The organism is Vreelandella sp. DA03-1M (genome assembly GCF_055725665.1).
Genome location: NZ_CM146798.1, coordinates 1520570 through 1543604, shown reverse-complemented (window position 1 = coordinate 1543604; position 23035 = coordinate 1520570). Strand labels below are relative to the sequence as shown.

18 protein-coding genes and 1 pseudogene are annotated in these 23035 nt (G+C 50.0%); 6 read left to right on the top strand and 13 right to left on the bottom strand.

Annotated features, from left to right (window positions below):
- Window positions 1-64 precede the first annotated feature (64 nt).
- The 4 genes from ACXUPB_RS07105 to ACXUPB_RS07090 all read right to left on the bottom strand — a co-directional run bounded on the left by ACXUPB_RS07105 (window position 65) and on the right by ACXUPB_RS07090 (window position 4387).
- Window positions 65-2158, bottom strand: a complete 2094-nt coding sequence (locus tag ACXUPB_RS07105) for a glycosyltransferase family 2 protein (protein WP_472956016.1) — start codon at window positions 2156-2158, stop codon at window positions 65-67.
- A gap of 251 nt (window positions 2159-2409) precedes the next feature.
- Window positions 2410-3354 (bottom strand): sulfotransferase family 2 domain-containing protein, encoded by a 945-nt coding sequence (locus ACXUPB_RS07100; RefSeq protein WP_472956014.1) that lies wholly within the window; start codon window positions 3352-3354, stop codon window positions 2410-2412.
- A 284-nt stretch (window positions 3355-3638) separates the two neighbouring features.
- Window positions 3639-4010 (bottom strand): hypothetical protein, encoded by a 372-nt coding sequence (locus ACXUPB_RS07095; protein ID WP_472956012.1) that lies wholly within the window; start codon window positions 4008-4010, stop codon window positions 3639-3641.
- 5 nt (window positions 4011-4015) lie between these two features.
- A complete protein-coding gene (locus tag ACXUPB_RS07090; protein WP_472956010.1) occupies window positions 4016-4387 on the bottom strand; it encodes a hypothetical protein in 372 nt (123 codons plus the stop codon).
- 847 nt (window positions 4388-5234) lie between these two features.
- On the opposite strand from ACXUPB_RS07090, the pseudogene ACXUPB_RS07085 reads away from it, so the two are divergent.
- Window positions 5235-5417: pseudogene (locus ACXUPB_RS07085) on the top strand (IS30 family transposase); the annotation flags it as partial.
- A 2-nt stretch (window positions 5418-5419) separates the two neighbouring features.
- Here the strand turns inward: ACXUPB_RS07085 and ACXUPB_RS07080 are convergent.
- Window positions 5420-6682 (bottom strand): hypothetical protein, encoded by a 1263-nt coding sequence (locus ACXUPB_RS07080; protein ID WP_472956007.1) that lies wholly within the window; start codon window positions 6680-6682, stop codon window positions 5420-5422.
- A 2-nt stretch (window positions 6683-6684) separates the two neighbouring features.
- Complete coding sequence (locus ACXUPB_RS07075; RefSeq protein ID WP_472956005.1) at window positions 6685-7806, bottom strand: hypothetical protein; 1122 nt, start codon at window positions 7804-7806, stop codon at window positions 6685-6687.
- Window positions 7807-7937: 131 nt separating this feature from the next.
- Between ACXUPB_RS07075 and ACXUPB_RS07070 the strand changes: the two genes are divergently transcribed.
- From ACXUPB_RS07070 to ACXUPB_RS07055, 4 genes are all read left to right on the top strand, one after another.
- A complete protein-coding gene (locus ACXUPB_RS07070; protein ID WP_172416275.1) occupies window positions 7938-9131 on the top strand; it encodes a transposase in 1194 nt (397 codons plus the stop codon).
- 440 nt (window positions 9132-9571) lie between these two features.
- Window positions 9572-10300, top strand: a complete 729-nt coding sequence (locus ACXUPB_RS07065) for a TorF family putative porin (RefSeq protein WP_062363658.1) — start codon at window positions 9572-9574, stop codon at window positions 10298-10300.
- A gap of 284 nt (window positions 10301-10584) precedes the next feature.
- A complete protein-coding gene (locus ACXUPB_RS07060) occupies window positions 10585-11430 on the top strand; it encodes a TolC family protein (protein ID WP_197746125.1) in 846 nt (281 codons plus the stop codon).
- Between the two features lie 702 nt (window positions 11431-12132).
- The gene (locus tag ACXUPB_RS07055; RefSeq protein WP_074210231.1) at window positions 12133-13494 is read left to right on the top strand and encodes an IS1380 family transposase; all 1362 of its coding nucleotides are present in this window, start codon (window positions 12133-12135) and stop codon (window positions 13492-13494) included.
- 324 nt (window positions 13495-13818) lie between these two features.
- On the opposite strand, the gene ACXUPB_RS07050 is transcribed toward ACXUPB_RS07055, so the two are convergent.
- Complete coding sequence (locus ACXUPB_RS07050; RefSeq protein WP_472956002.1) at window positions 13819-14841, bottom strand: hypothetical protein; 1023 nt, start codon at window positions 14839-14841, stop codon at window positions 13819-13821.
- Window positions 14842-14846: 5 nt separating this feature from the next.
- Window positions 14847-16826 (bottom strand): rhamnan synthesis F family protein, encoded by a 1980-nt coding sequence (locus ACXUPB_RS07045; RefSeq protein ID WP_472955998.1) that lies wholly within the window; start codon window positions 16824-16826, stop codon window positions 14847-14849.
- A gap of 90 nt (window positions 16827-16916) precedes the next feature.
- Here ACXUPB_RS07045 and ACXUPB_RS07040 point away from each other — a divergent pair.
- A protein-coding gene (locus ACXUPB_RS07040; RefSeq protein WP_472955951.1) for an IS3 family transposase occupies window positions 16917-18079 on the top strand; the annotation gives its coding sequence in 2 pieces (ribosomal slippage) (window positions 16917-17172 and window positions 17172-18079; 1164 coding nt in all).
- A 3-nt stretch (window positions 18080-18082) separates the two neighbouring features.
- Here ACXUPB_RS07040 and ACXUPB_RS07035 read toward each other — a convergent pair.
- From ACXUPB_RS07035 to rfbD, 5 genes are all read right to left on the bottom strand, one after another.
- Entirely contained in the window at window positions 18083-19168 is a 1086-nt protein-coding gene (locus ACXUPB_RS07035; protein ID WP_472955996.1) for a hypothetical protein, read from the bottom strand.
- A gap of 3 nt (window positions 19169-19171) precedes the next feature.
- The gene (locus tag ACXUPB_RS07030) at window positions 19172-20044 is read right to left on the bottom strand and encodes an NAD-dependent epimerase/dehydratase family protein (protein WP_472955993.1); all 873 of its coding nucleotides are present in this window, start codon (window positions 20042-20044) and stop codon (window positions 19172-19174) included.
- A 33-nt stretch (window positions 20045-20077) separates the two neighbouring features.
- A complete protein-coding gene (rfbC, locus tag ACXUPB_RS07025; protein ID WP_472955991.1) occupies window positions 20078-20626 on the bottom strand; it encodes a dTDP-4-dehydrorhamnose 3,5-epimerase in 549 nt (182 codons plus the stop codon).
- A gap of 207 nt (window positions 20627-20833) precedes the next feature.
- Complete coding sequence (rfbA, locus tag ACXUPB_RS07020) at window positions 20834-21724, bottom strand: glucose-1-phosphate thymidylyltransferase RfbA (RefSeq protein ID WP_472955988.1); 891 nt, start codon at window positions 21722-21724, stop codon at window positions 20834-20836.
- A gap of 419 nt (window positions 21725-22143) precedes the next feature.
- Entirely contained in the window at window positions 22144-23034 is an 891-nt protein-coding gene (gene rfbD / locus ACXUPB_RS07015) for a dTDP-4-dehydrorhamnose reductase (protein WP_472955985.1), read from the bottom strand.
- Between the last annotated feature and the right edge of the window lies 1 nt (window position 23035).

Sequence of the window (23035 nt, the reverse complement as noted above, 5' to 3'; positions counted from 1 at the left end):
GCATCCCTATTCCCTATAAAAACGCTCAATAATGTCGATATCACTACCGTGACACAAAAAACGTTTAACGCAGTGAAAAATCTTCATGTATAAGCGTTAAATTAGGGTTATATGCAGGGTCGTTATCTAACTGTTCTCCCCAGGTTTTGCGCATAAAGGCCACCTCGGCGGCCGCGCGAGCACGCTTTTTAGCATTGTCATCAGCCCCGCGAGATATCGATTCATGATGATAAAGCTCCGCATAAGGTGTCCATAAATTACGGTAACCAGCTTCTCTAACCTTAAGACAAAAATCCACATCATTAAACGCCACACTAAGATGTGTAGCATTAAACCCACCAACCTCATCAAACACAGCGCGGCGAACCAGCAAACAGGCCCCCGTCACCGCCGAAAGATTATGAGCAACATGCAACCGGGTGAAATAGCCGTGAGCACTGCGCGTAAAATACTTATGGGCGTGCCCAGCGACACCTCCAATCCCCAGGATGACCCCGGCATGCTGAATAGTATCGTTCGGGTAATAGAGTTTGGCCCCCACACAACCGATCTCAGGCCGGGACACTTGGCGCACCATTTCGGTAAGCCAGCTCTCATTAATCGGCTCAATATCATTATTGACCAAGCCGATAATCTCACCATTGGCGTGCTGCGCGCCAAAGTTGTTAATCGCCGAATAGTTAAACGCGTGCTCCCAACGCAGTACGCGCACACGGGGGTCTCGTGCCTGCACTTCTTGCATGTAAGCAAGGGTATGGGGGCAGGTGCTGCGGTTATCCAGAATCAGCAGCTCAAAATGGTGGTAATCACTTCGCGACAGAATAGCCTCAACGCACGGCTTGAGGATCTCAACCCGGTCACGCGTAGGTATCATCAAACTAACCAATGGCAGTGGCGAAGGAAGCGGCCAGCGAACCCGATAGGTATTGGCATAATTGCCTGGGATTACCTCGGCGCCGCTATGATGCGCCGCCACATAGTCGGATACCGCTTTAAGCCCCGCCTCAGTGGTATAGCTTTTAGCTGAACTCTCTTTGGCGGTAGAGCCCACCACCGAACGCCAGTGATAAAGCACCTGGGGAACATGGAAGATCTGATCAGCTTGCAAGCCGGCGCTAATGCGTAACACAAGGTCGTGGTCCTGACTGCCCTCAAACCCTTCCCGGAAACCACCCACCTCGCGCACAAGCGCCGTTTCATATACCCCCAAGTGAGAGATATAGTTTTGAGCCAATAATAAATCAGGGTTCCAGCCTGGTTTGAAATGAGGATCAAAACGATAGCCATCCTCATCGATTTTATCCTCATCACTATATAAAAAGCGCGCGCGGGGATGCTCATTGATGGCCGTCACCATGGCCAGTAACGCGTCTTGGGTCAGGCAGTCGTCATGATCCAATAACGCCACATACTCCCCGTTTGCCAGCGCCAGGGCGCTGTTGCTGGCCGCACAAATGTGCCCGTTGGTTTTACGGCTAACGACGTTAACGCGTCGATCTTTCTCAACATACTCCGCTAATAAAGCGGCCACACCAGGGTTTGTCGATGCATCATCCGCAATACACAGCTGCCAATGCGGGTAGTGCTGCGCTAGCACCGAATCCAAGCAGCTTTTTAAGTGCTCAAGTGAAGGGTTATAAACCGGCACCAGGATGGACACTAAGGGCGTGAACGACAGTTGCGCCAACCGTTCACTCACTACTTCCGAGGTTAGCGCGGGTTGCTGATCTAGCCAATCGGCATAACTGCGTTGCGCAGAAAAACGCTCAAAAGTCGCTTCGTAGGTCTCAAGGGCAACATGACGCCAGTGACGATGGGAAGCAGCCGCTTTGCGCTTAAGCTCCCCAATCACCTTTTTGGGCGGCATATCGCGCCACTTGAAGTGCATATTGACTAACCGCTGGGCTAAACGGTCGTGGGCAAACCACGGTGTTAGCCAGGAAAAACGCAGGTGTTTAATAGCAAAGCGGCCTTCACTTTCAAGGGGGTCTAGTCGCAGGCCGCGCACTTTGGTAGACATCCAAAACAGGCGCTTGGTGACCACTCCGGTTTTTAGCGGCAGGTAAACACAGTTGTCTTCATGAAAGCCGTCACCACGGTCCACATACAGTTTTACGGCAGCACTGGGTTGGTCGTGCACCATGGCTATTTCAAGCATGTGCCAACCCGGTAACAGCGGTTTATTTAATAACTTGAATTGCGGATCAACCCCGGTCGATAGCCACTCATATTTAACATCCTTGCTTAGCCGCCGTAATTGGCTGTTGGGCTTGTAACGGGGTGTACAGACAAAAAAATTCACAGGGTACTCGTCATATTAAACTGGCGCATAAGCTTCCATACATTGCGTACCATTGACTTACAAAAGCATTAAATTTACTTACATTTGGAACGAAATTTCATAAACAATTATACGCATTTTTGCCCAAGCACCTGCCCTGTTTCCGCCGCGACGGCTTGAATTTTAGTCCCCTTAGCCGGAGGCTTAGCAAAACTATATTGGAATCCTACATAGCCATGCCGTGGCGGCGCGAGGCTCAACTGCGCTGGGCGTAGATCTTTTGCCTCGACCGTATCGACTAGCTGGCCATCCACAAGAATATTCACCATCACAGCGTCGTTATTGCCAGCATACCAAGCCCAACCGCTCAATATCTTACCGGAAAGCGGCTGCATTTTACCATGCACGTAAGGCTTGCCAGCTTCAAATAGCTTTTGCCGCTGAATAAAGAGCTTCACTGCCTTACGGTAAAGGTTGATATCATCTTGATTGAGTGCGCGTATCTCTTCAAGCTGAGCGTCAGGCAATTCATAGCCCTTCTGTGTGTCTTCACGGCCCATATTCATAGCAACCGAGGGTATATCCACCTCGTAAATCTTATTAAGAATAGCCAAACTGGCCTCGTACTCTTCCGTCAACCCCAAAAAACCGATGCCCTCCAAAGGCACCTTTTGAAGCATTTTGGTTTGGCGGTTAATAAATTGCGGCTTACGGTAAAACGAAGCTAAATCGCCCTGGTAGCCATGGTGGCGTACAAAGTGATTGTATTCAGATACAAGGCGCTGCACCGGCTCACGCAAAAAAGTCACTGTTTGGCCAATCCCAAATAGATGCACATATTTCTTGGCATGCACATGGCCACTTAGAAAAGCAATATTCGCCTGTTCTAACGCATGGTAGCAGCCCAGCCAATCGCTTTTTTCGTAGACCCACTCAAGAATAAGCGGCGACGTTTCTTCAGAGCCAGGGGAATAATCGTAAATGACTCTTGATGCACTATAGAAATCTTCAGCCGCCTTTCGAAAACTGGTGCCAGCTGTTTTGGGGATATGAACAAAAAAAATCGGGGGCATAAATGAAACGTCCTGGTTATCACCAGCCTATTAATTATCACTCTCAGAAATTATTACGTAATTAGTTAAGCAATAATTTCTTGCAATATGAAATGCACCTTCCCTTCCTGGAAGCTTAAGCTTATATTGTAGTAATATTAGTTACCAGACTGTTTAATAAAAAAATTAAGCAAAAAAAACAAAAAAGCGGAGTTAAACAGCACCACATTTTTTTGAGAAACTCCGCTTATTTAGCGCGAAAAATTCGCTTTATCCAACTAATAATTTAACAAAGGTCAACCTTATTACACTTTAGGTTTAGGCTTAGCAGGATTCAACGTGACCCGTTTTACAGTAGCAGGTGAGCCATCTTTTTCTGTCTCAAACTGACGGATGGTGATGCGACCCAAGCCACTTACTTGTAGCTGCCCCTCCTCGCGCTCATTCACCTCTTGCGCCAATGCCATCATAGTGCTTCGCACAATAGCCTGCACTCGCTTGTCAGGCAACTTCCCCACTATATTGGGGTTTAAAGCCACCATGCGCTTAACAAGTCCTTCTGCCTCAACCCTTATAATATCAACAGTCTGTGCGGCACTGCTGGATTTGGCAGCATCGTTAGCATCAGGTTTAGTTGAAGTTATCATATCTTTATCCCCTTTTTTTAAGTTAAACATCAGAGTTACTCCAGTAGGCCGTGCTGTTTAAGCACTTTACGTAAAGGCTGCCAGCTGCGCAGCAGTCCATCCGCCACAAGCTGTGCCTCCTCTTGGTTTTCTCCCTGCCGTTCAAACCAACGTTGCGCCTGCGCCATTTGCTCAGCGAGCGTTAATGCCGCCAGTTCTTGCTTAAGCTGATCAGTACGGTGGCGTGTCCCAAGCCAAGCTTCAAACTCTAATTGCTCAGCACTTGTCAATTTTTCTCGCAGTGCATCAGGAAGTACGGGATCAACAAGCTTAACGCTGCCCACCACCTCAGCCCTACCCCGCTTAATGGCGGAGTCGTAGGTCATCCTGACCAATTGAACAACATGTCGGCGGATTCGGAAATGCATTTAAACGTGCCTATCTCGTGAAGCCCTATGGACAATATATTGCCCGAATTTAAGGCTGTCAAATAAAACCTGAGATTATACAAAAGTCTCAGCTTTGAACTCATCAGAAAGACGCTTGTGTTGCTCATCGCCTATATTGACTCACCTCACTAAGCGACCGTATTCGCTTAACGTCCTGAGCAGAATCAGCAACGAAAGTCAGCAATAGGTGCACCATCACAAGAGCATGCAGGACGGATTACGGTCAGTAAGCTTAGAATTACTGTTGCAACAAATCGTGGATATTGCGACAACCATTTATGTTTTCTGCAGTGGTCCACGCATGCCAACCTTCAACCTCACTCCAGCCGCTAACGAACAAAAAATCGAGCCCAGCACCACTGACAGCTTGATAGTCATATTTACTGTCGCCTAGAAACAGCGCCGGTTGCGTGATGTTCCCGTTAGCCAGCTCCCGTTCAAGGATTTCATCTTTGGTATCCGGGCTGCCGAAAATACTGCCATCAAAAAATCTGCCAAGTTTCTCTGGAAAAACACCTCCCGCAGCTCGGCTTGATCACCACCAGAGATAATTAACCAGCGAGCGTCAGGTACTTTCTGACGCAGGGCCTCCAGGAGGAGCAATAGAGCAACTGAGTAAGCCTTCACGTACATGGCTAGCGTAGGCATTCAGCAAAGCTTCTAAGTCTGGGCCAGCTTGAGTAGGTGCGATAATGTTTTCAAGAAAGTAGGCAAACTTCTTGTAGCGTAATACCCCGCCGTTGGCTACATGATGATCTACCATTGCTTGCGCGGCGACTTCGCCACAAGGTGACGTAGCTTGATAGAAAGCGTCAGATTTAATCCGGTTAGACAGTATTTTCCGAAAGGTACAGACTTCCGGAAGGTGACTAATGCAGAGCTGCGACGCGTTGCTCACAAGCTGAACGATAGACCCAGCAAGCGGCTGGGATACCGAACCCCAGCCCAGGTTTTCTTAGGAGAATATTCAGGAGCACTAGAAACCGCGGGTGCTGCACTTATTAGTTGAATTCAGGGATTTAGTCGCTTCTTCAATGCCAGCAGTCCTTTCGCATCTGGCCTTAGGGTTATTGCTGCATCTATTACGCTGCTGGCCTCATCTATCTGCCCATGCCGTTCAAATCCTAGTGCCAGCTCACGGAGAGCAATTACTGGTCGTAGCTTTTCGTCCTCTAGTAAAGCCATCTGCTCTTCCGTAAAAAAGCCTTGGCTACCATAAATAGGTACCTGCCCATTAGAATTGCGACTCGCTATGACAGTGCGCAGCTTTTCTACCCAGTGGGCTAGCTGCTTCGGCGTCGGTTCTGCCTGCTCCAGCTGTTTGTTAACATGGGCTTCTAGTGCATCAAACTGATTGAGGGCAACTTCCAATAGCTGGGCCTCGCTAGTAATGGCCTCGGCATTCTTAGAACCTTGATCGATAATAGGCTGGCCAAGACGCTGCTCTATCCACTCAATATCGGCGCGATGCTGTTCGAGCACTGGAGCAACCAAAGGATCGGCAAAGCTTAATTTGGTTGATCCGAAACCGACCAAGCTTTTGACCAAGTTATTGTTGTCCCTCCCCTTCGATCTATAAGCAGCATAAATTGGGCCTTCACGACGATAAGCAAACAGCACGGCCGTGGCCTCTAACGAAAGAGACTCATTGACTCGCTGAATATGCTCTGGTGATATCGATTCACCCAATAGCTGGCAAAAATCAACTACCGCATCCCCCCCCACCAGACACTTAGAATCAAATAGGCGCAGCGTTACATTCTCTTTTCCAAATACACGGTCAAACTTTTCAAACTTTCCACGGTACGGTGGGTAGTGCGCACCCACACTTAATTTTGACAACCCGTGGTTTTTAACCAACTGCTGAAAAGATGAGGCCATAAAAGTAATAGGCGGCCTAACGTAACCAACTATCTTAATATATTCAAAGTGGCTGGCAAAATAATCACGTAATTTAACAAGTGCCATCTCTGACATATGCCAAATACCTTCGCCGGAAATAATCTGCTGGCCATGAGCATTGCGAACAGCATCAAGACTGGCTAGCGCCTTTTGATAATAGCGCTCCACATCTTTAGGGCTGCTCCCCGCCACTCTATGCCCATGCCATGCCCTGGGGTCTTCAGCGAATACCGAGGTAATTATCCCACCGTGGTTTGCTACCCCAAGATCCGCATAGCGATACGCTCCCAACACACCAAGATTAAACAAAGTCTCTTGTATTGATGAGGTACCTGTTTTCGGCATGCCGATATGTATAATAAGCCGAGACATCTTCAGTTACCTCCAGTGGCAGGTCGTGAAACTATCCTTTTGCTGCTATTAGAGACGCGTTTACAGGCATTGCGCACCGACCGTGCAGCAGACTGCTCACCACTAGTCGTCAGTGCTTCCGCAAGAGCAGTGAGCAATGAAGCTGGATCACTAGTTGAAGAGGCTATCTCGTCCATCTGCTCACGGCTGAATAAAGTTAAACCAGGTGACTGCAAAGGGGGTATTTCGCGGGCATATAGAGTGTGCAAACGATCCACCAACCTGGCCAGACCTGTAGTATCGTGGTTTAATGGCTCCGCCTTTTCCAGCAACTCCCAGAGAGCTAAGCGGCTCTCGTAGGCTATATTAAGAAGGTCTGCCTCACTACCAATGGCTTGAGGAGAGTCACTGGGCTGATCAAGAATGGATTGACCCAATCGTGCTGACATCCAGTCGATATCTTCACGGTTATCATCGAGTACTGAAGCCACTGCCGCATCGGCAAATACTAGTTTCTGATCTCCCACTTCCGATAGAGCAGCAATCAGGCGATTATTATCTCTTCTAAACTCTTCATACCCTGCCGGCTTTTCGGTAAAACGACGAAAGGTATAAAGTAGCGCAGTAGCTTCGAGCGATAATGCCTCATTAATTCGTGCAATTTCTCCTGGCAATAGCTCAACACCAATACGGTGGGCAAAATCCTGCACGGCATCGCCATTATGCAAGTAATCTTTTTTAAACGCCACCAGTTCAACATTATCTTTACCGAAGACATTATCCATCTTAGCAAATCGCTTACAATAATTTGGATAACACGATTGCAGGTTAAAGGTAAGGTTGCTCCCCCCTTTCAAGCGTTGCTGGAAAGCGGATTGCATAAAGCCAACAGGTGGACGCGCATAACCGATAACCTTAATACGCTGGCAATATCCCAGGATGATTTCTTTCAAGTATTCAAGCTCACCCTCACCAGCACGGGACAAATCTTCTGCCGATATTAGTATTCTCTTAGCATTTGTATTTTTTAAGGCACTGTGTAGCCGCTGAGTATAAGATTCTTTTAGCGACTGTACTTGTGCCGCACTGCGACCACTACGCGCATGAGTATGATAATTCTGTGGACTATCAGAAAGTAGCGTCATCAAGAAACCAGAGTGGTTGACTGACCCCAAAGACAGGTACCTGAATCCGTGAGACCGGCCCCAGGAAGCACTTCTAACCCACTGACCTGCATGGCAATATAGCCATTATCGCCATTCACCCAGACAGTGCCATGCCCAACATAAAGTTCCGCGCCAGTTGCCGCACCCTCACCAGCCACGCCGGGCTGTCCATCATCGGGCAATGCTTCGAGATCGCTGGCGTCGACAGCATCGACAGCCGCTTCCCCACCACGCTGGGCATGCGCACCAGTGACGTGATCAAGAGCTACCTGGGCCTGCTGTGTCTGGGCATGAGCGACTATGACGCTGTCGAGAACTTCCGCCGCGACAAGCCCTTCCAACAACTGCTGACCCTGCAGAAGGTGCCGAGCGCGGCGACGCTGCGACAGCGGCTGGAGAAACTTGCCGCCAACGACCTGCAGGCGCGCACCGCCACCTGGTCCACGACCCTGCTGTCACTGATCGAAGCACCGATCACCGCCGAGACGACGCACGTCTGCCTGGACATCGACACCTTCGTCATGGACAACAGCAACTCGAAGAAGGAAGGCGTCTCGCGGACCTACCAGAAGGTCGATGGCTACACCCCGATCGCCGCCTATCTGGGCAACGAAGGGTGGTGCCTGGGTCTGGAACTGCGGCCTGGCAAGCAGCACACCATGAAGGAGAGCAACGCCTTCCTGGAGCGGGTACTGCCTCGCGCCCAATGCTTGACCAAGCAACCGATCCTGTTACGCGAGGACAGCGGCTTCGACAGCCAGGCGCTGTGGCCGCAGACCGTCTCGATCCACGACGACAACAAGACCGAATACGTCGTCCAACGCGTGATGCGCCTGGTCGAGCGCACCGCCGATCGCGATGGCCAGTTGCTGCTCGAACCGGACTATGAGTTGGAAGGCTGGTGGACCAGCCTGGACGAGGCGCCGGAGGCGGTGATCAAGCGCTACCAGGCGCATGCCACCCATGAGCAGTTTCACAGCGAGATCAAGACCGATCTCGACCTGGAGCGCTTGCCGTCCGGCAAGTTCGCCACCAACGATCTGATCCTGCATCTCGCCCAGTTGGCCTACAACATCCTGCGCCTGATGGGACAGCTGGGCATGACCGGCGAGCTGAGCCCGGTTCGCCACCCGGCCAAGCGGCGCCGGCTGCGCACCGTGCTACAAGAGCTGGTGCACCGTGCGGCTCTCGTGATTCACAAGGCACGGCAGATCATCCTCGACTTCGGGCAGGATATCGGGCGCATGACGGTGCTCAAGACGCTGCGGAGCCGACTGCGTTATCCACGAGGAACGCCATGCTGACCGTCAATCGGCGACACTCTATCCACAAGCAGTTCCAAGCGACACGCGATCGCCAGATATGTCGTGCCTGGCGGGTGGAAAGGCATGACAAAACGGGCCGTCAGCACCGATCAGCACGGTGGGTTTTGGCAATAACGGGCTTGCGAAAGCCAACTTGCACGGGGCGAATGATCAAAAAGTGCTCGCTGGCGGTGATAGGGAAAGTGTCGGCGCCGGCTTCACGGATTCAGGAGAATGGTTACAGAGAATGCATCAAAACAGGGCGCTGGTCCGGGCCGGTGACAGGTTCTGGGGCGCTAGGTGTTGGGTCGTTTTTCGGGGGCAAGCTCAGAATGTGCCGATTTGTCTCTATAATAATGATAAACAAGAATAAATAAGATGTGGCAAGACTTTTGCTAAATCATATTTGGAGCAATGAAACCCAACCGAAGGTATCCATTATGAAGAAGCAGTTTTTCACCAAATCCGGATTTATCAGTATCACTTTGCTTGCAGCACTTCAGGCTGCGCCCGCCATTGTTAGCGCTGACGTCAGCTCAAATGTGAGCGCCAGCAGCAACTATCTGTTCCGGGGCGTCACCCAGACAGACGGGGCTGCGGCTGTCCAGGGAGGGTTGGATTATGAGCATGCGTCGGGCTTCTACGCCGGTGGTTGGGGTTCCAATGTCGATTTTGGTGACGGCACCAGCTATGAGCTTGATCTTTATGCCGGATTCTCCGGCTCTGTGGAAGAACTGGGTTATGACGTTGGGTACATTTATTATGCGTATCCTGACGCGCCGGACTCCATCGACTTCGGCGAACTGTACGGCGAGATCAGTTATGGCATTGCGGCCATCGGCCTGGCCTACACGATCAACAGCGACACCAGTGGTGATGGGGTGTTCGTGCAGGGGGATGCCTATTACTACGCCTCTGTTGGGGTGCCTCTGGAGGACAGCTACAGTGCCGGTGTGACGCTTGGCTATTACGACTTCGCTGATGACGGCAAGGCTTCTGTCGGCGAGGCAAGTTATTCACACGTCGCCGCCAACGTTACAAAGGATGCGGGAAACTTCGGTTCTTTCAGTGTTAACGTGGAGTACGCGGACATTGAGTCAACCGACGCGCTTGGCTCTGTCAACTCGGATGATCCGAAGTTCTGGCTGGGTTGGAGCAGGAGTTTCTGATCGGCCAAGTGATCACAAGCAATTCAGATCCAGAATAAAAAGCCGGCCCAAATGACGGGCCGGTTTTTATTTATCATGCAAGAACCCACCATCGTGCGCCTGCCTTGACGCCCGGTGACTCGACATCCTCGCCCTTACCTCTGCCCCCCCTGCCGCCAAAGCTCATTTCTTATCCGGTGCCTGAATTTCAAACTGTATTAAAGGTTTGTCTGTAAGGTCGTTCCAGATTCCCACGCAAAAATGCTGACTCACTGACCTCAGTCAAACAGCCAGGATGATACTGAATGAACAAACGATTGTTGTTGTGCGCGATGATAGTTCCGGGAGCCTTGGCCGTCTCTCCTATGGTGTCGGCCCAGGCAAAAGAGAGTGTGTCGCTGAAAGAATATCAGCAGGCCAAAGCCAGCCAGGCTGTTTCCCTGAACCAGGCCATGGTGATGGCTTTCGAGAATAGCCCGGTATTGGCTTTGAGGCGGGCCGCGGTCTCGATACAGCAGGGACAGCTTGATCATGCCAGCCGCTGGGCGCCGAGCAATCCAGAGTTTGAGTTGGGGGCCCGTCAGGCCCCGGATCAGGCCGACGAGTCCCTGGAATATGGGGTGAGGGTTACTCAGGAGATCTGGATGGGTAATCGCGGCGACCTTGGGCAGTCGCGTGCCCGGAGTAATCTCACGTCCCGGCAACAGGAGCTTGAATACCTGAAGGTAGCCACCAAGGCGCGGGTGCGGGCCGCCTATTTCCGGATACTGCTGGCTCAGAAAGAGTTGGAAACCGCAACCCGTGCCGTTGAACTTATGCAACGCACCAAAGACCTGGTTGAAATGTCCGTAAAACAGGGTAAACAAACCCGGATTGATCTCAATACCGCAGTCATTGGGCTTGCCAGGGCCCGGAATCAAAAAGCCTCGGCGGAACAAAAGCTCGAGCAATCAAAAATTGACCTTACCGAAGTGCTCGGGGTGTCCCCCTCCGATGCCGTTGGGGTGACCGGCGAGCTTGATGTGACGCTCGAAGACCTGCCTCCGACCAGCCAGCTTGTCGAGATGGCACAGAGTCAGAGAGCGGACCTGAAAGCGGCGGCCGCCAGAATTGCAGCGGATGAAAATAGTGTTATGTTGAAGGGCGTATAATCACTGTTACGTGTATCTATGAGTAAGCTTGAGAAGACGATACTGATTGTTACGATCGTTTTGGCGGTAGCATATATTGTCGCTTTCAATATGAACGTGCCCTATTATTGGGGTTCGGGAGAAAGGGTAGTCCCAAAGGGAATAGTAGATGCTTTATGGGTAGTAGTGCTATTAATGTCCGTCATCACACTGGCAGTTTGCATTCGTGATAGCGGTCTTCGGAAGCTACAAAACCGAGGTTGGTGGATATCGTACATGGTGCTTTTAGGCGCAGTAGCGATACCTCATTATTACATTAAGCACGGGAGGCGGAGTCGTGATTAAACACGTAACCATACGCACCAGTTCGCGCCCTACCGGGCGCCGGACGCTCGTAAACTCGCGCCGCTGTGCTTAAGCGTTAATGTGTCCCCGTCATGTATAGCTACGAAGAAATAATAAACAGATCAGCGGTAGAGGATGAAATAGTCGTCGGGTATGCCGATGCAATGGAATTGCTTCGTATTCTTAGAGGAAAGACTACGAGAGTCCTTGGATGGGAGGGCTGGGTTAAGTACGCTGACGGAAGTTTAGGTCATTCCCAGGAGCATCAAGGCACCGTTGACCTTTCCCTGAATCCGTGAGACCGGCCCCCGGAAGCACTTCTAACCCACTGACCTGCATGGCAATATAGCCATTATCGCCATTCGCCCAGACAGTGCCATGCCCAACATAAAGTTCCGCGCCAGTCGCCGCACCCTCACCAGCCACGCCGGGCTGTCCATCATCGGGCAATGCTTCGAGATCGCTGGCGTCGACAGCATCGACAGCCGCTTCCCCACCACGCTGGGCATGCGCACCAGTGACGTGATCAAGAGCTACCTGGGCCTGCTGTGTCTGGGCATGAGCGACTATGACGCTGTCGAGAACTTCCGCCGCGACAAGCCCTTCCAACAACTGCTGACCCTGCAGAAGGTGCCGAGCGCGGCGACGCTGCGACAGCGGCTGGAGAAACTTGCCGCCAACGACCTGCAGGCGCGCACCGCCACCTGGTCCACGACCCTGCTGTCACTGATCGAAGCACCGATCACCGCCGAGACGACGCACGTCTGCCTGGACATCGACACCTTCGTCATGGACAACAGCAACTCGAAGAAGGAAGGCGTCTCGCGGACCTACCAGAAGGTCGATGGCTACACCCCGATCGCCGCCTATCTGGGCAACGAAGGGTGGTGCCTGGGTCTGGAACTGCGGCCTGGCAAGCAGCACACCATGAAGGAGAGCAACGCCTTCCTGGAGCGGGTACTGCCTCGCGCCCAATGCTTGACCAAGCAACCGATCCTGTTACGCGAGGACAGCGGCTTCGACAGCCAGGCGCACCTGGCGCTTCTCGAACAGCAACGCCAGGTCTTTGCCGACGAGGGGCGCCGGCTCGACTATGTCGTCAAATGGAACCCGCGTGGCTCGGCCACGGCTGATCGAGATACCTGGCTGGCGGTGGCGGCGGACTACTGGGAAGAGCTGCGTCCTGGCAAGCGCCAGGCGCTGTGGACGCAGACCGTCTCGATCCACGACGACAACAAGACCGAATACGTCGTCCAACGCGTGATGCGCCTGGTCGAGCGCACCGCCGATCGCGATGGCCAGTTGCTGCTCGAACCGGACTATGAGTTGGAAGGCTGGTGGACCAGCCTGGACGAGGCGCCGGAGGCGGTGATCAAGCGCTACCAGGCGCATGCCACCCATGAGCAGTTTCACAGCGAGATCAAGACCGATCTCGACCTGGAGCGCTTGCCGTCCGGCAAGTTCGCCACCAACGATCTGATCCTGCATCTCGCCCAGTTGGCCTACAACATCCTGCGCCTGATGGGACAGCTGGGCATGACCGGCGAGCTGAGCCCGGTTCGCCACCCGGCCAAGCGGCGCCGGCTGCGCACCGTGCTACAAGAGTTGGTGCACCGTGCGGCTCTCGTGATTCACAAGGCACGGCAGATCATCCTCGACTTCGGGCAGGATATCGGGCGCATGACGGTGCTCAAGACGCTGCGGAGCCGACTGCGTTATCCACGAGGAACGCCATGCTGACCGTCAATCGGCGACACTCTATCCACAAGCAGTTCCAAGCGACACGCGATCGCCAGATATGTCGTGCCTGGCGGGTGGAAAGGCATGACAAAACGGGCCGTCAGCACCGATCAGCACGGTGGGTTTTGGCAATAACGGGCTTGCGAAAGCCAACTTGCACGGGGCGAATGATCAAAAAGTGCTCGCTGGCGGTGATAGGGAAAGTGTCGGCGCCGGCTTCACGGATTCAGGAGGTATTCAACCTCCTTCATCTGGATGTTACCTAGCGTTTCTTGAATCGAAGATGATCCAGTTTTATGCATACCCACATGCACGATAGCTTCTTCAATCATTGTCAGCCCTCACACCTGCCAGCTGTTTTTTTAAAGCATTTACTTCCAGCGAAAGATGCTTAATCATTTGCAAGAGCGCGCGGTTGATCTCGTGCTGGTTTGTGGCATGATCTTTCACCTTTGGCACGGAAAGGTCAAAAGCAGGCTCACCGTGAGAATCAAAAAAGGCATTAACTTGTGTAATTTCTGATTGATTCTCTTCAAGATAGCTACCAATATCTTTTTCATCGGGCAATAAATTGTTGTATGCACGCACAGGCTGCTGTTTACTCAGAACCCCACTAAGATTAAGCAAAGGTTCCAGCTCATTAGGTAACACCTGCCCTTCTGAGAGCGAGTTGTAATAAGCAAACATTGCCATAGCTACTGAAGATGGTGTTTCATTTGCACGCAAAGGAACCATCTCACCAACTACTTGAGGCAAGTAGCCTGCTATAAAATGTTGCGATATATCCTCAACAGCATCAAAGTTAAAAAACTTGACGCTACCACACAATGCCTCCCAGATTTCTATCTTCGAGGTTACAACATACCTCATCGTTTTGGCCCAGTTCCGAAAAGGCTTAAGGGGGCCATCATAGGTTTTATGTTTAATTCCCCACTGTAGATAAGCTGAAGTAATCCATGTATCAGGGCGACGAATATAGCCAACTATTTCGATCTCAAAACGATCAATGACCGCCTCAATAGCCCCTCGAACACGGTTAGGACTGTCAAACAAAGATTCATTGGACCACACTAATGTGTGTATATCAGCTGGTAATTGCTGATCAATTTCCATTAGCGCACTAGCTAGCTGCTCATTAGCTGTTCCATTTTCCATTTGCAAATAGGTAGCCCAACCTGAATCTACTTGCCAGTGGTAGAACTTCCTATTCGGCGCATTTTCAAGCATCAAGCCAAGGTAATGAACACCTGCATTTTTAAGAACATTATGTCCTCTGTTCAATGTCCTTTGAATAGACGTACTGCCTGTCTTACCCATACCAATATGAATAATTAATTTTCGCTTCATTGCTATCACCAATATGTATTAGGGGTGTAGACACGTTTAACGGTAAAACCTGCTTCTTGAACCAGTTGCGGAATCACACGCTCAAAAGCATGGAGTACTGAGCCATCATAAGGAATAGGTTCAGATAGCTTGAAAGTCGCCAAATCAAGATACGTCAAACTCTTCAGTGCTTCAGTGCGCGCCCAGAACATCGTTCCTAAGGGAAAGTCGTGATAGCGATTACGTTTTGCATACCCTAGTGGAGCTAATAACTTTTCAATATATTCGCCATTTGCACATTCATCAATGCAGTGTGGGTCTTCAGCAAATACAAGCCCTACTTTCTCATCTTCGAATAAGCCGAGAATCTCCTGAGATGCAGGCGGAGAGCCTGCTAAGTTACCCAGCAAATAGCGCCGCCAGCGCTCTCCCACTCCACCGCCACTGTCACGCGACTTTTTAGTATGAAAGTGTCCTACTACATCATAGTTATCTACAATCTTCGCAACAAATAGCTGATGGAAAGGATAGACGTCCCGGCCTTCGTTGCCTACTGGCAAACAGTAAAGCTCACCACTAACAGTTTCCTTAAGCAGAGTCTTTTCTTCGCTGGTCAATTCATTAACATGGCTAACAAAAATATCTACATCGTGATCCGCTAATGTTTTGAAATAACTGCAATATTCAGGTATTAGATCATTATAGTAAATATGGAATTGTAAAGCGATTTTTCCAGCATAGGGCTTGTTACCTGCTCCGCGTAAAACTGTCACCGGCATATCTTCAACCACTTGCTGCATCGCCCTCTCGACATAGTCAGCAAAAGAACTACCAAGCTGGTAGGGTTGGTCTTTCACTAGCGCTTGAATATCTGAGCCTGGGAAGGGCTTCGCATGTACGAGCCCTTTATAGAGTAAGCTGAGGAAGTGAGTAGCAGTTCCTATGTTGCTAGCATCATCAAAATCAAGCGAGTAAAAGCGAGGGTTAAAGCGTTGCTGAAAAATCACTGAATTCGCTATCACTTCCTGTATATCGCGCTGACGCTGCGCCGCATCTTCAAGAGTCAACTCAATTTGCTCAACATAACGCTCAAAAGAGAGATGACGCTTACAAATCTCGAGGTTACGCCCATCGCGTTCTAACAATATATCTAGGTTATCGGCCAGCTGCTGTGCGAGTTCATGGGTATCGCCATAAGGTGCTGTAACTGCTCGAGCCTTTTTCTCTACCAAGAAGTCGGCAATGCCACTTGAGCCGTCAAATGTCCCCATTCCGCAATCAGCTTGTAAAGCATCAATAGCCACATTGGGGAAAGGATCAAGTCGAGAGGTAAGCAGATAAATATCGGCCTCGGCTAATGCAACCTGCACGTCATCGACGGCGCCAGGGAAGTAACACTGGCCGCGTATGCCTGTTTTCTGCATAAACGTTTGTAACCAGATAGATACCTGAATATCGTCTATATGAAAACCGTCGCCCAACCACACGAATTGTAATTTCTCGGCACGCGCATCACCCCGTTTTTGCAGCAATTGCTTAAAGTAGTAACAGGTTTCAAGAAACCAGTCGACTCCCTTACGAGGCTGTACATGGCCAGCTCCCGCTATCACAATTGCCTCGTCCTCAAGCTTGAGTAATTGTCTTAACGACCAGTCATTATCTTTTTGAGCTTTGCCATTAAAGCCAAGATACCCCTGAGGCTGTATCTGGATACTGTTCGGCACCATCTTAGATGCCCACATCTCGTGTAGCTCTCTTAAGCCTGACTCTTTAAGAGACTGAGCAGGATAAACAGCAATATCACTCGCTATTAGTGTTCGCCCCATTTTGCCTGAAGGACGTGTATATTCAGCGAATTCATGCAGTAGGCTTACCGTTGGCAAGCCTAAACTTGCTGCAGCAGCTAGGCAGCTATAGGACTCCACCGAGTTCAGCAATGCTGCATCGGGCTGATATTTTCTCATTAGATGCTGAAGTATCAGCCGCATTATACCGGGGTTATTCATCGCTGGTGCTTGAAGATAACAAATGTAGTGGTTCAATAAAACCGGACACCAACGTAGGTGGTAATATTGCCACCATAAGCGAGGTGTCTGATGACCAAGAAACGACGTACTTTTTCGCCTGAATTTAAGCAGGAAGCTGCCAGCCTAGTACTAGATCAAGGGTACAGCTATCCCCAAGCTTGTACCTCGTTGGGTGTCGGTGAAAGCGCCCTTCGACGCTGGGTTCACCAGCTTGAGGACGAGCGTCAGGGAGTAACGCCTAAGGGCAAAGCGTTAACCCCAGAACAGCAGCGCATTCAGGAGCTTGAGGCTCGCTGCAAACGCCTTGAGATGGAAAAAACCATCCTAAAAAAGGCTACTGCTCTCTTGATGTCGGACGACATGAATCGTACGCGCTGATAGACCAGTTGAGTGAGCAAATGCCTGTTGAAATGGTCTGTAACGCGTTTGATATTAGCCGCTCCAGTTACTACGAGTACCGCCAGCGGCGGCACCGCGTGGACGTTGAGCGTCTGGCCTTAAAAGCTCAGGTAAACCGCCTTTTCAAAAAGAGTCGCAACTCAGCTGGCAGCCGCTCGATCAAGGGTTTGCTCAACGAAGAAGGCGTCACCATTGGTCGTTTCAAGGTTCGGCGTTTGATGAGCGAAATGGGGTTGATCTGTAAGCAGCCGGGCCCTCATGCTTACAAGCAGGCGACCGTTGAGCGACCGGATATTGCGAACCATCTTGACCGCAAATTTACACCAGACCAGCCCAATCAGGTCTGGTGTGGTGACATCACTTATATCTGGAGTGGCCAGCGTTGGAGCTATCTTGCCGTTGTGTTGGATCTTTATGCTCGTCGTGTTGTTGGCTGGGCCATGTCGTCCAGCCCAGATGCAGATCTTGTTGTGAAAGCGCTGGATCACGCTTGGGAGCAACGTGGTCAGCCAAAGAGCGTCATGTTCCATTCCGATCAGGGTAGTCAGTATGCAAGCCGCAAGTTCCGCCAAAGACTTTGGCGCTATCGAATTAAACAAAGCATGAGCCGACGTGGCAACTGCTGGGACAACTCGCCGATGGAAAGGCTGTTCCGGAGCCTGAAATCGGAGTGGATACCGGCTTTGGGATATCGAAATCTACCTGAGGCCAAGAAAGACGTTAGTGGATATCTGATGGGTTACTACAACCAGCAGCGCCCTCATTCGTTTAACGGTGGCATGCCTCCCGTTGTGGCTGAGGAAAATCTTAAATTACTGTCCGGGATTAGTTGACCACTACAAAACGCCCGCCTCAGCAAAGCTCTCTCGCAAGACACCATCTCTAAGTATTACCGTAATAATATTATGCTTTTGCGCAAGACGCTTAGCAATTTCAAGCGCTACCACCGGGGCGCCGGTTGCACTAGCATCGTGACTCACCAGTAAAAGTGTCTTTAGGTCACTCTGATACTCCCGACCACCTTCTGTTATGTAGTCATCAGGACTGAGCCAACCCATTCGCCCTTCTTGCCTGCCATGAAACAAAAAGTGGTCTAACGGGTTGACCTTAGCTAAGCGTATATCTGGATAGATGGAAAGGTATAACCCAGGATCAAAAAAACCAGTGATTTTCGGAATGCCTTCGGTTGGTGCGTTAAGCAAAAACTCTATAGCAGCACTCTTATTGGGCACCTCTAGCTCGTCAATCACCTGATCCCAACTAATTGCTACATTATCTAGCTCTTTTAGCAAGCGTTGGTCTCTTGGCGAGTAAATAGCTTGAGCAACACTCACCTCAGTATCAGCTTCGATGTCTTGCACTTCAACGTTTTCTTCTTCTACTTCTTCTACTTCTTCTACTTCTTCTACTTCAACATTTTCTACCTTACCCCCTTCTACGTTAAGGGGAATTGACGACTGTGGCGTAGAAGATACCTTTCCCGGTGATGAGGAAGACGCCAACTTAGATAAGGGCTTTTTTTCACTAGGCAGCTGTTTTTGTTTTGGGGGATCTTGTGATTTTAGCGACTTTTCCGGCTGTTTTTCAGGAACTGATATTATCGACTGCCCCTCTGAAATACTATTTGGCCAGGCGAGCCGCCCCTCTTTCTTTCCGTATAGCAGATAGTGCACCAGGGGGTTGGCACCGTCCATTTCTACATCTGGGTTGGTTTCCAGATAGTAGGCTGAGTCAAACCACTCTGGCTCCACTACCGGGTAGTCGTAAAAGTGCTCAAGAAAAAATTCTATAGGGTCTTCTACATCTGGCGGTAGCTGGGCGGCATACCGCTGCCAATCAACTTTGGAAACTGCCAGTAGCCGCTTAAACTTCGACTCCGTGTTTAGTTGAGGTTTCAGAACCTTACTAAAAAGGGATTTCATATATTAGCCAAGCCTCTTTTGCATATAGCGCTCTATCGTCATACCCCATTCAGGTTTGCCCAATGCGGCCTCAAGCTTTTCAGTTGAAATAGAGCTATTGACGATATCGGAAGGGCTCGCCGTTCGCTCTACAATCACCGCGGAGGGTTTTAGTTCTTGGGCATAATCAATAATCCACTGCAGTGATGTTGGCGTTCCATTACCTACATTGTAAATACCGGTATGCCCTTCCAGCGCCATACGCACCAGTATTTTGGCCATGCAGGGGGCATAGATAAAGTCACGCATCGCTTCTTGTGGGAAAGCGGCTACAAAAGGCTCATTCTTACTTAGCTGTGTTATTAATACATCAATCAGCCCATGGTTCGAAGCGGTAGGGTTACCATAAGGGTTGGACACTCTGGCGCAGGCGAAAGGCACGTTGTAATCCTGTGCATAGCTGCGATACATCGACTCTTCCATCACCTTCATACGGCCATACCACGAACGGGGCCGAACGGGGTCAGTCTCACAGCTGGGCCGCTCGGCTGCTTCACCGTACACCGTCCCCGCTGAAGAAATATGCAACAGCCCTGCAGGCGGATGGTTCTGAAGATAGCGTATAAAACGTTCGAGGCTAGCCCAGAATTCGTTCATGGCTGCCGTGAAATTTTCATTGAAGTTTCTTGGTTTCAGCCCCCCTAACGCATTAATAATAATAGGCTTTGAACGCAATACCTTTGTCACTGATGGTGCATCAGTTAACGCAATGGTTGGCTTGTCGCCGCCGCGGATATTTCGCGCCACCCCAACCCATTCAATACCTTGCTTATCAAGCTCGTTCCCAATACTTGATCCTATAAACCCTGTTGACCCAAGCAGTAGCACACTGGCCATAATTTTTCACCTCTCCCAATCCCCCCGACAATATTAATTGAACTTAGGTGCGGCATCAAAGGGTATGCCTTGAGCATCCTTTTCAGAAACCTTCAGCTCAACGCTGTCAATAATTCCCCAGTCAATCGCTAACGAACTGTCATCCCAACGAATGCAGTGTTCATCACCTGGGGCATAGTAGTCGGTGCATTTGTACTGAAATTCCGCGTTTTCACTCATAACGTAAAAACCGTGGGCAAACCCTGGCGGCACCCAGAGCAGGCGCTTATTGTCTTCGGTCAATATCGCACCCACCCACTGACCAAAGGTGGGGCTTGATTGGCGAAGGTCTACCGCTACATCAAAAACCTCACCACGGCTAACCCGCACCAATTTGCCCTGCGGGGTTTGCAACTGATAATGCAAGCCGCGGAGTGTTCCTTGGGAAGACCTACTGTGGTTGTCTTGTACAAACTGATAATCACCGCAGTGCTGCTCAAATTCGTTCTGGCGGAATGTTTCCATGAAGAAACCGCGCTCGTCGCCAAAGACCTTGGGGGTAAGCAGTACTACATCAGGAATAGCAAGCTTTTCGTAATGCATGGATAGTTCCTTTATTGCCATCGGCATCTATGGAAAAGTGCCAGTGATAGGGCCAGTGGCTAGCGTTATGCTTACTACACTAGGCACTCACTGAAGCAGCCTTTAAAAAAGTCTAAAAGCATCGTTCACTGAGAACCTGTGCCTAACACTTTTTATTTAAGTCACCTACTTATTTAATACACTTGTTTGATTAAGTCGCTTGTTTGATTAAGTCGCTTGTTTGATTAAGCGTTGCAGGTATTGGCCATACTGCGTTTTTGCAAGTGGTTTGGCGAGTTCAGAGAGTTGCTCATCGTTGATCCAACCTTGCTGCCATGCAACTTCTTCAAGACAAGCCACCTTTAAGCCTTGACGGTGTTCAATCGTTTGCACGTATTGGCTGGCTTCTAGAAGACTGTCGTGGGTGCCGGTATCTAGCCAGGCAAACCCACGACCTAAGCGCTCAACGCGCAGGTCGCCACGCTCAAGATAAGTGTTATTAACACTGGTAATTTCCAGCTCGCCCCGCTCTGAGGGTTGAACGTTTTTAGCGATCTCCACTACATCATTATCGTAGAAATAGAGGCCGGTGACGGCATGCGCTGATTTAGGCACTTTGGGCTTTTCTTCAATGGAAATTGCTTTGCCATCTTCACTGAATTCAACGACCCCAAACCGTTCTGGGTCTTTCACCAGGTAGCCGAACACAGTGGCGCCACTTGGCTGGGTATCCGCCCGCTTTAGCTGTTCTGAAAAGTGCTGACCATGGAAAATATTATCGCCTAATACAAGACAAACGGGGCTATCGCCAATAAATTCTTCGCCAATAACAAAGGCTTGTGCGAGGCCGTCGGGGCTGGGTTGCTCTGCGTATTCAAACCTAATACCAAAAGATGCGCCGTCGCCAAGCAATTGCTGGTATTGTGGAAGGTCTTCTGGGGTTGAAATGATCAGTATTTCGCGAATACCGGCCAGCATCAGTACTGAAACCGGGTAATAAATCATCGGTTTGTCGTAAACCGGGAGTAGTTGTTTGGACACTCCTCGGGTGATCGGGTGAAGACGTGTACCTGAACCGCCTGCGAGAATAATGCCCTTCCGTTTAGGTATATTACTCACATTTACCCCCTTAATAAGTTTTTCAATAAGCTTGATAGGATAACGACTGAACTACGCCATAATGAGAAAAAATCGATTTTCTCATTTTAATATTACAATCGCCGTTCAATAATTTTACGTACTATCTCCCCTGTACTTTTCCCTTAGTACTTTTTTCTTCGTACTTTTTCCTTAGTACGTTTTTCTTCGTACCTTTTTCATCGTACTTTTCTCTCGTATTATCTGCACAGTACTTTTCATTTCCCTTTAGCCTGCTAATTTTCTCATAGACCAGCACTGAATTGACGCTTAAAGCCTAATATAGTTCCTATATACTTCACTACCATTTAATTATTTTACTAGCAGGCTAATAATTACCAATGAAGTGGTTTGTCAATATAAATACACAACTACCAAATACCTATCCGCCAAATTTTTCATTAATCCAAATATTCCTGCAAAGTTAGTGCCAACTGACTTTCCCAAGATGGCAGTGTTAAATCTAATTCAGCTTCTAGCTTAACGAGTGACATGCGTGAATTCAATGGGCGTTTTGCAGGCGTTGGGTATTCCGCAGTGAGTATACCCTGGGTGTTTTCAGGTTTTATGACAAGAGGCACACCCGCTTGCATTGCCTGCTGAAAAATTTCGCTTGCAAAACCATACCAACTGGTAGCTCCAGCAGGCGCCAAGTGGTAAATACCTGATGAAACACGTGATTCAAGAGATGAGCCGTGAGGTGTAAAGGCGAGCGCCGTGACCTGGGCGATCAAGCGAGCGGGAGTAGGCGCGCCAATTTGGTCGTTAACAATATTTAACGCTTCTTTCTCTTGGCCAAGACGCAGCATGGTCTTCATAAAGTTGCTACCACGCGCGGCATATACCCAACTGGTGCGAAAAATCAGGTAGCTTGCACCACTTTCGACCACTGCCAAATCACCTTCGAGCTTAGTTTGCCCATAAACGCTTAACGGCCCTGTGGGGCTATCTTCCTGCCACGGAATTTCGCCATCGCCTGGGTAAACATAATCACTTGAATAATGCACTAGGGTAATTTTTTGGCGAGCAGCGTATTGGGCTAGCTGTGCAGGTAAGCCCGCATTCAGCCGCTTAGCCAGGTCTGGTTCGCTTTCGGCTTTATCAACTGCGGTATACGCTGCGGCATTGAGGATCAAGCCAGGGCTATGCTGGCTGAGATAGGCCTCAACCGCTTGCTCATCGCGAAGATCAAGCTCTTGCCGAGTCGGTGTCAGGATATCACCGAAGAGAGAAAATTGACGTTGAAGCTCAAAGCCAACTTGTCCGTTACTACCGGTAATTAGAATTTTCATA

Bases quoted from the DNA above. Each gene is read 5' to 3' on its own strand.
- ACXUPB_RS07030 (WP_472955993.1), bottom strand. From the start codon at position 20,044: ATGGCCAGTGTGCTACTGCTTGGGTCAACAGGGTTTATAGGATCAAGT.
- ACXUPB_RS07080 (WP_472956007.1), bottom strand. From the start codon at position 6,682: ATGTCTCGGCTTATTATACATATCGGCATGCCGAAAACAGGTACCTCA.
- ACXUPB_RS07105 (WP_472956016.1), bottom strand. From the start codon at position 2,158: ATGCTTGAAATAGCCATGGTGCACGACCAACCCAGTGCTGCCGTAAAA.
- rfbC (WP_472955991.1), bottom strand. From the start codon at position 20,626: ATGCATTACGAAAAGCTTGCTATTCCTGATGTAGTACTGCTTACCCCC.
- rfbD (WP_472955985.1), bottom strand. From the start codon at position 23,034: ATGAAAATTCTAATTACCGGTAGTAACGGACAAGTTGGCTTTGAGCTT.
- ACXUPB_RS07075 (WP_472956005.1), bottom strand. From the start codon at position 7,806: ATGACGCTACTTTCTGATAGTCCACAGAATTATCATACTCATGCGCGT.
- ACXUPB_RS07055 (WP_074210231.1), top strand. From the start codon at position 12,133: ATGCCCAACATAAAGTTCCGCGCCAGTCGCCGCACCCTCACCAGCCAC.
- ACXUPB_RS07045 (WP_472955998.1), bottom strand. From the start codon at position 16,826: ATGAATAACCCCGGTATAATGCGGCTGATACTTCAGCATCTAATGAGA.
- ACXUPB_RS07070 (WP_172416275.1), top strand. From the start codon at position 7,938: ATGCCCAACATAAAGTTCCGCGCCAGTTGCCGCACCCTCACCAGCCAC.
- ACXUPB_RS07035 (WP_472955996.1), bottom strand. From the start codon at position 19,168: ATGAAATCCCTTTTTAGTAAGGTTCTGAAACCTCAACTAAACACGGAG.
- ACXUPB_RS07100 (WP_472956014.1), bottom strand. From the start codon at position 3,354: ATGCCCCCGATTTTTTTTGTTCATATCCCCAAAACAGCTGGCACCAGT.
- ACXUPB_RS07060 (WP_197746125.1), top strand. From the start codon at position 10,585: ATGAACAAACGATTGTTGTTGTGCGCGATGATAGTTCCGGGAGCCTTG.
- ACXUPB_RS07095 (WP_472956012.1), bottom strand. From the start codon at position 4,010: ATGTTTAACTTAAAAAAAGGGGATAAAGATATGATAACTTCAACTAAA.
- ACXUPB_RS07090 (WP_472956010.1), bottom strand. From the start codon at position 4,387: ATGCATTTCCGAATCCGCCGACATGTTGTTCAATTGGTCAGGATGACC.
- ACXUPB_RS07065 (WP_062363658.1), top strand. From the start codon at position 9,572: ATGAAGAAGCAGTTTTTCACCAAATCCGGATTTATCAGTATCACTTTG.
- ACXUPB_RS07050 (WP_472956002.1), bottom strand. From the start codon at position 14,841: ATGAAGCGAAAATTAATTATTCATATTGGTATGGGTAAGACAGGCAGT.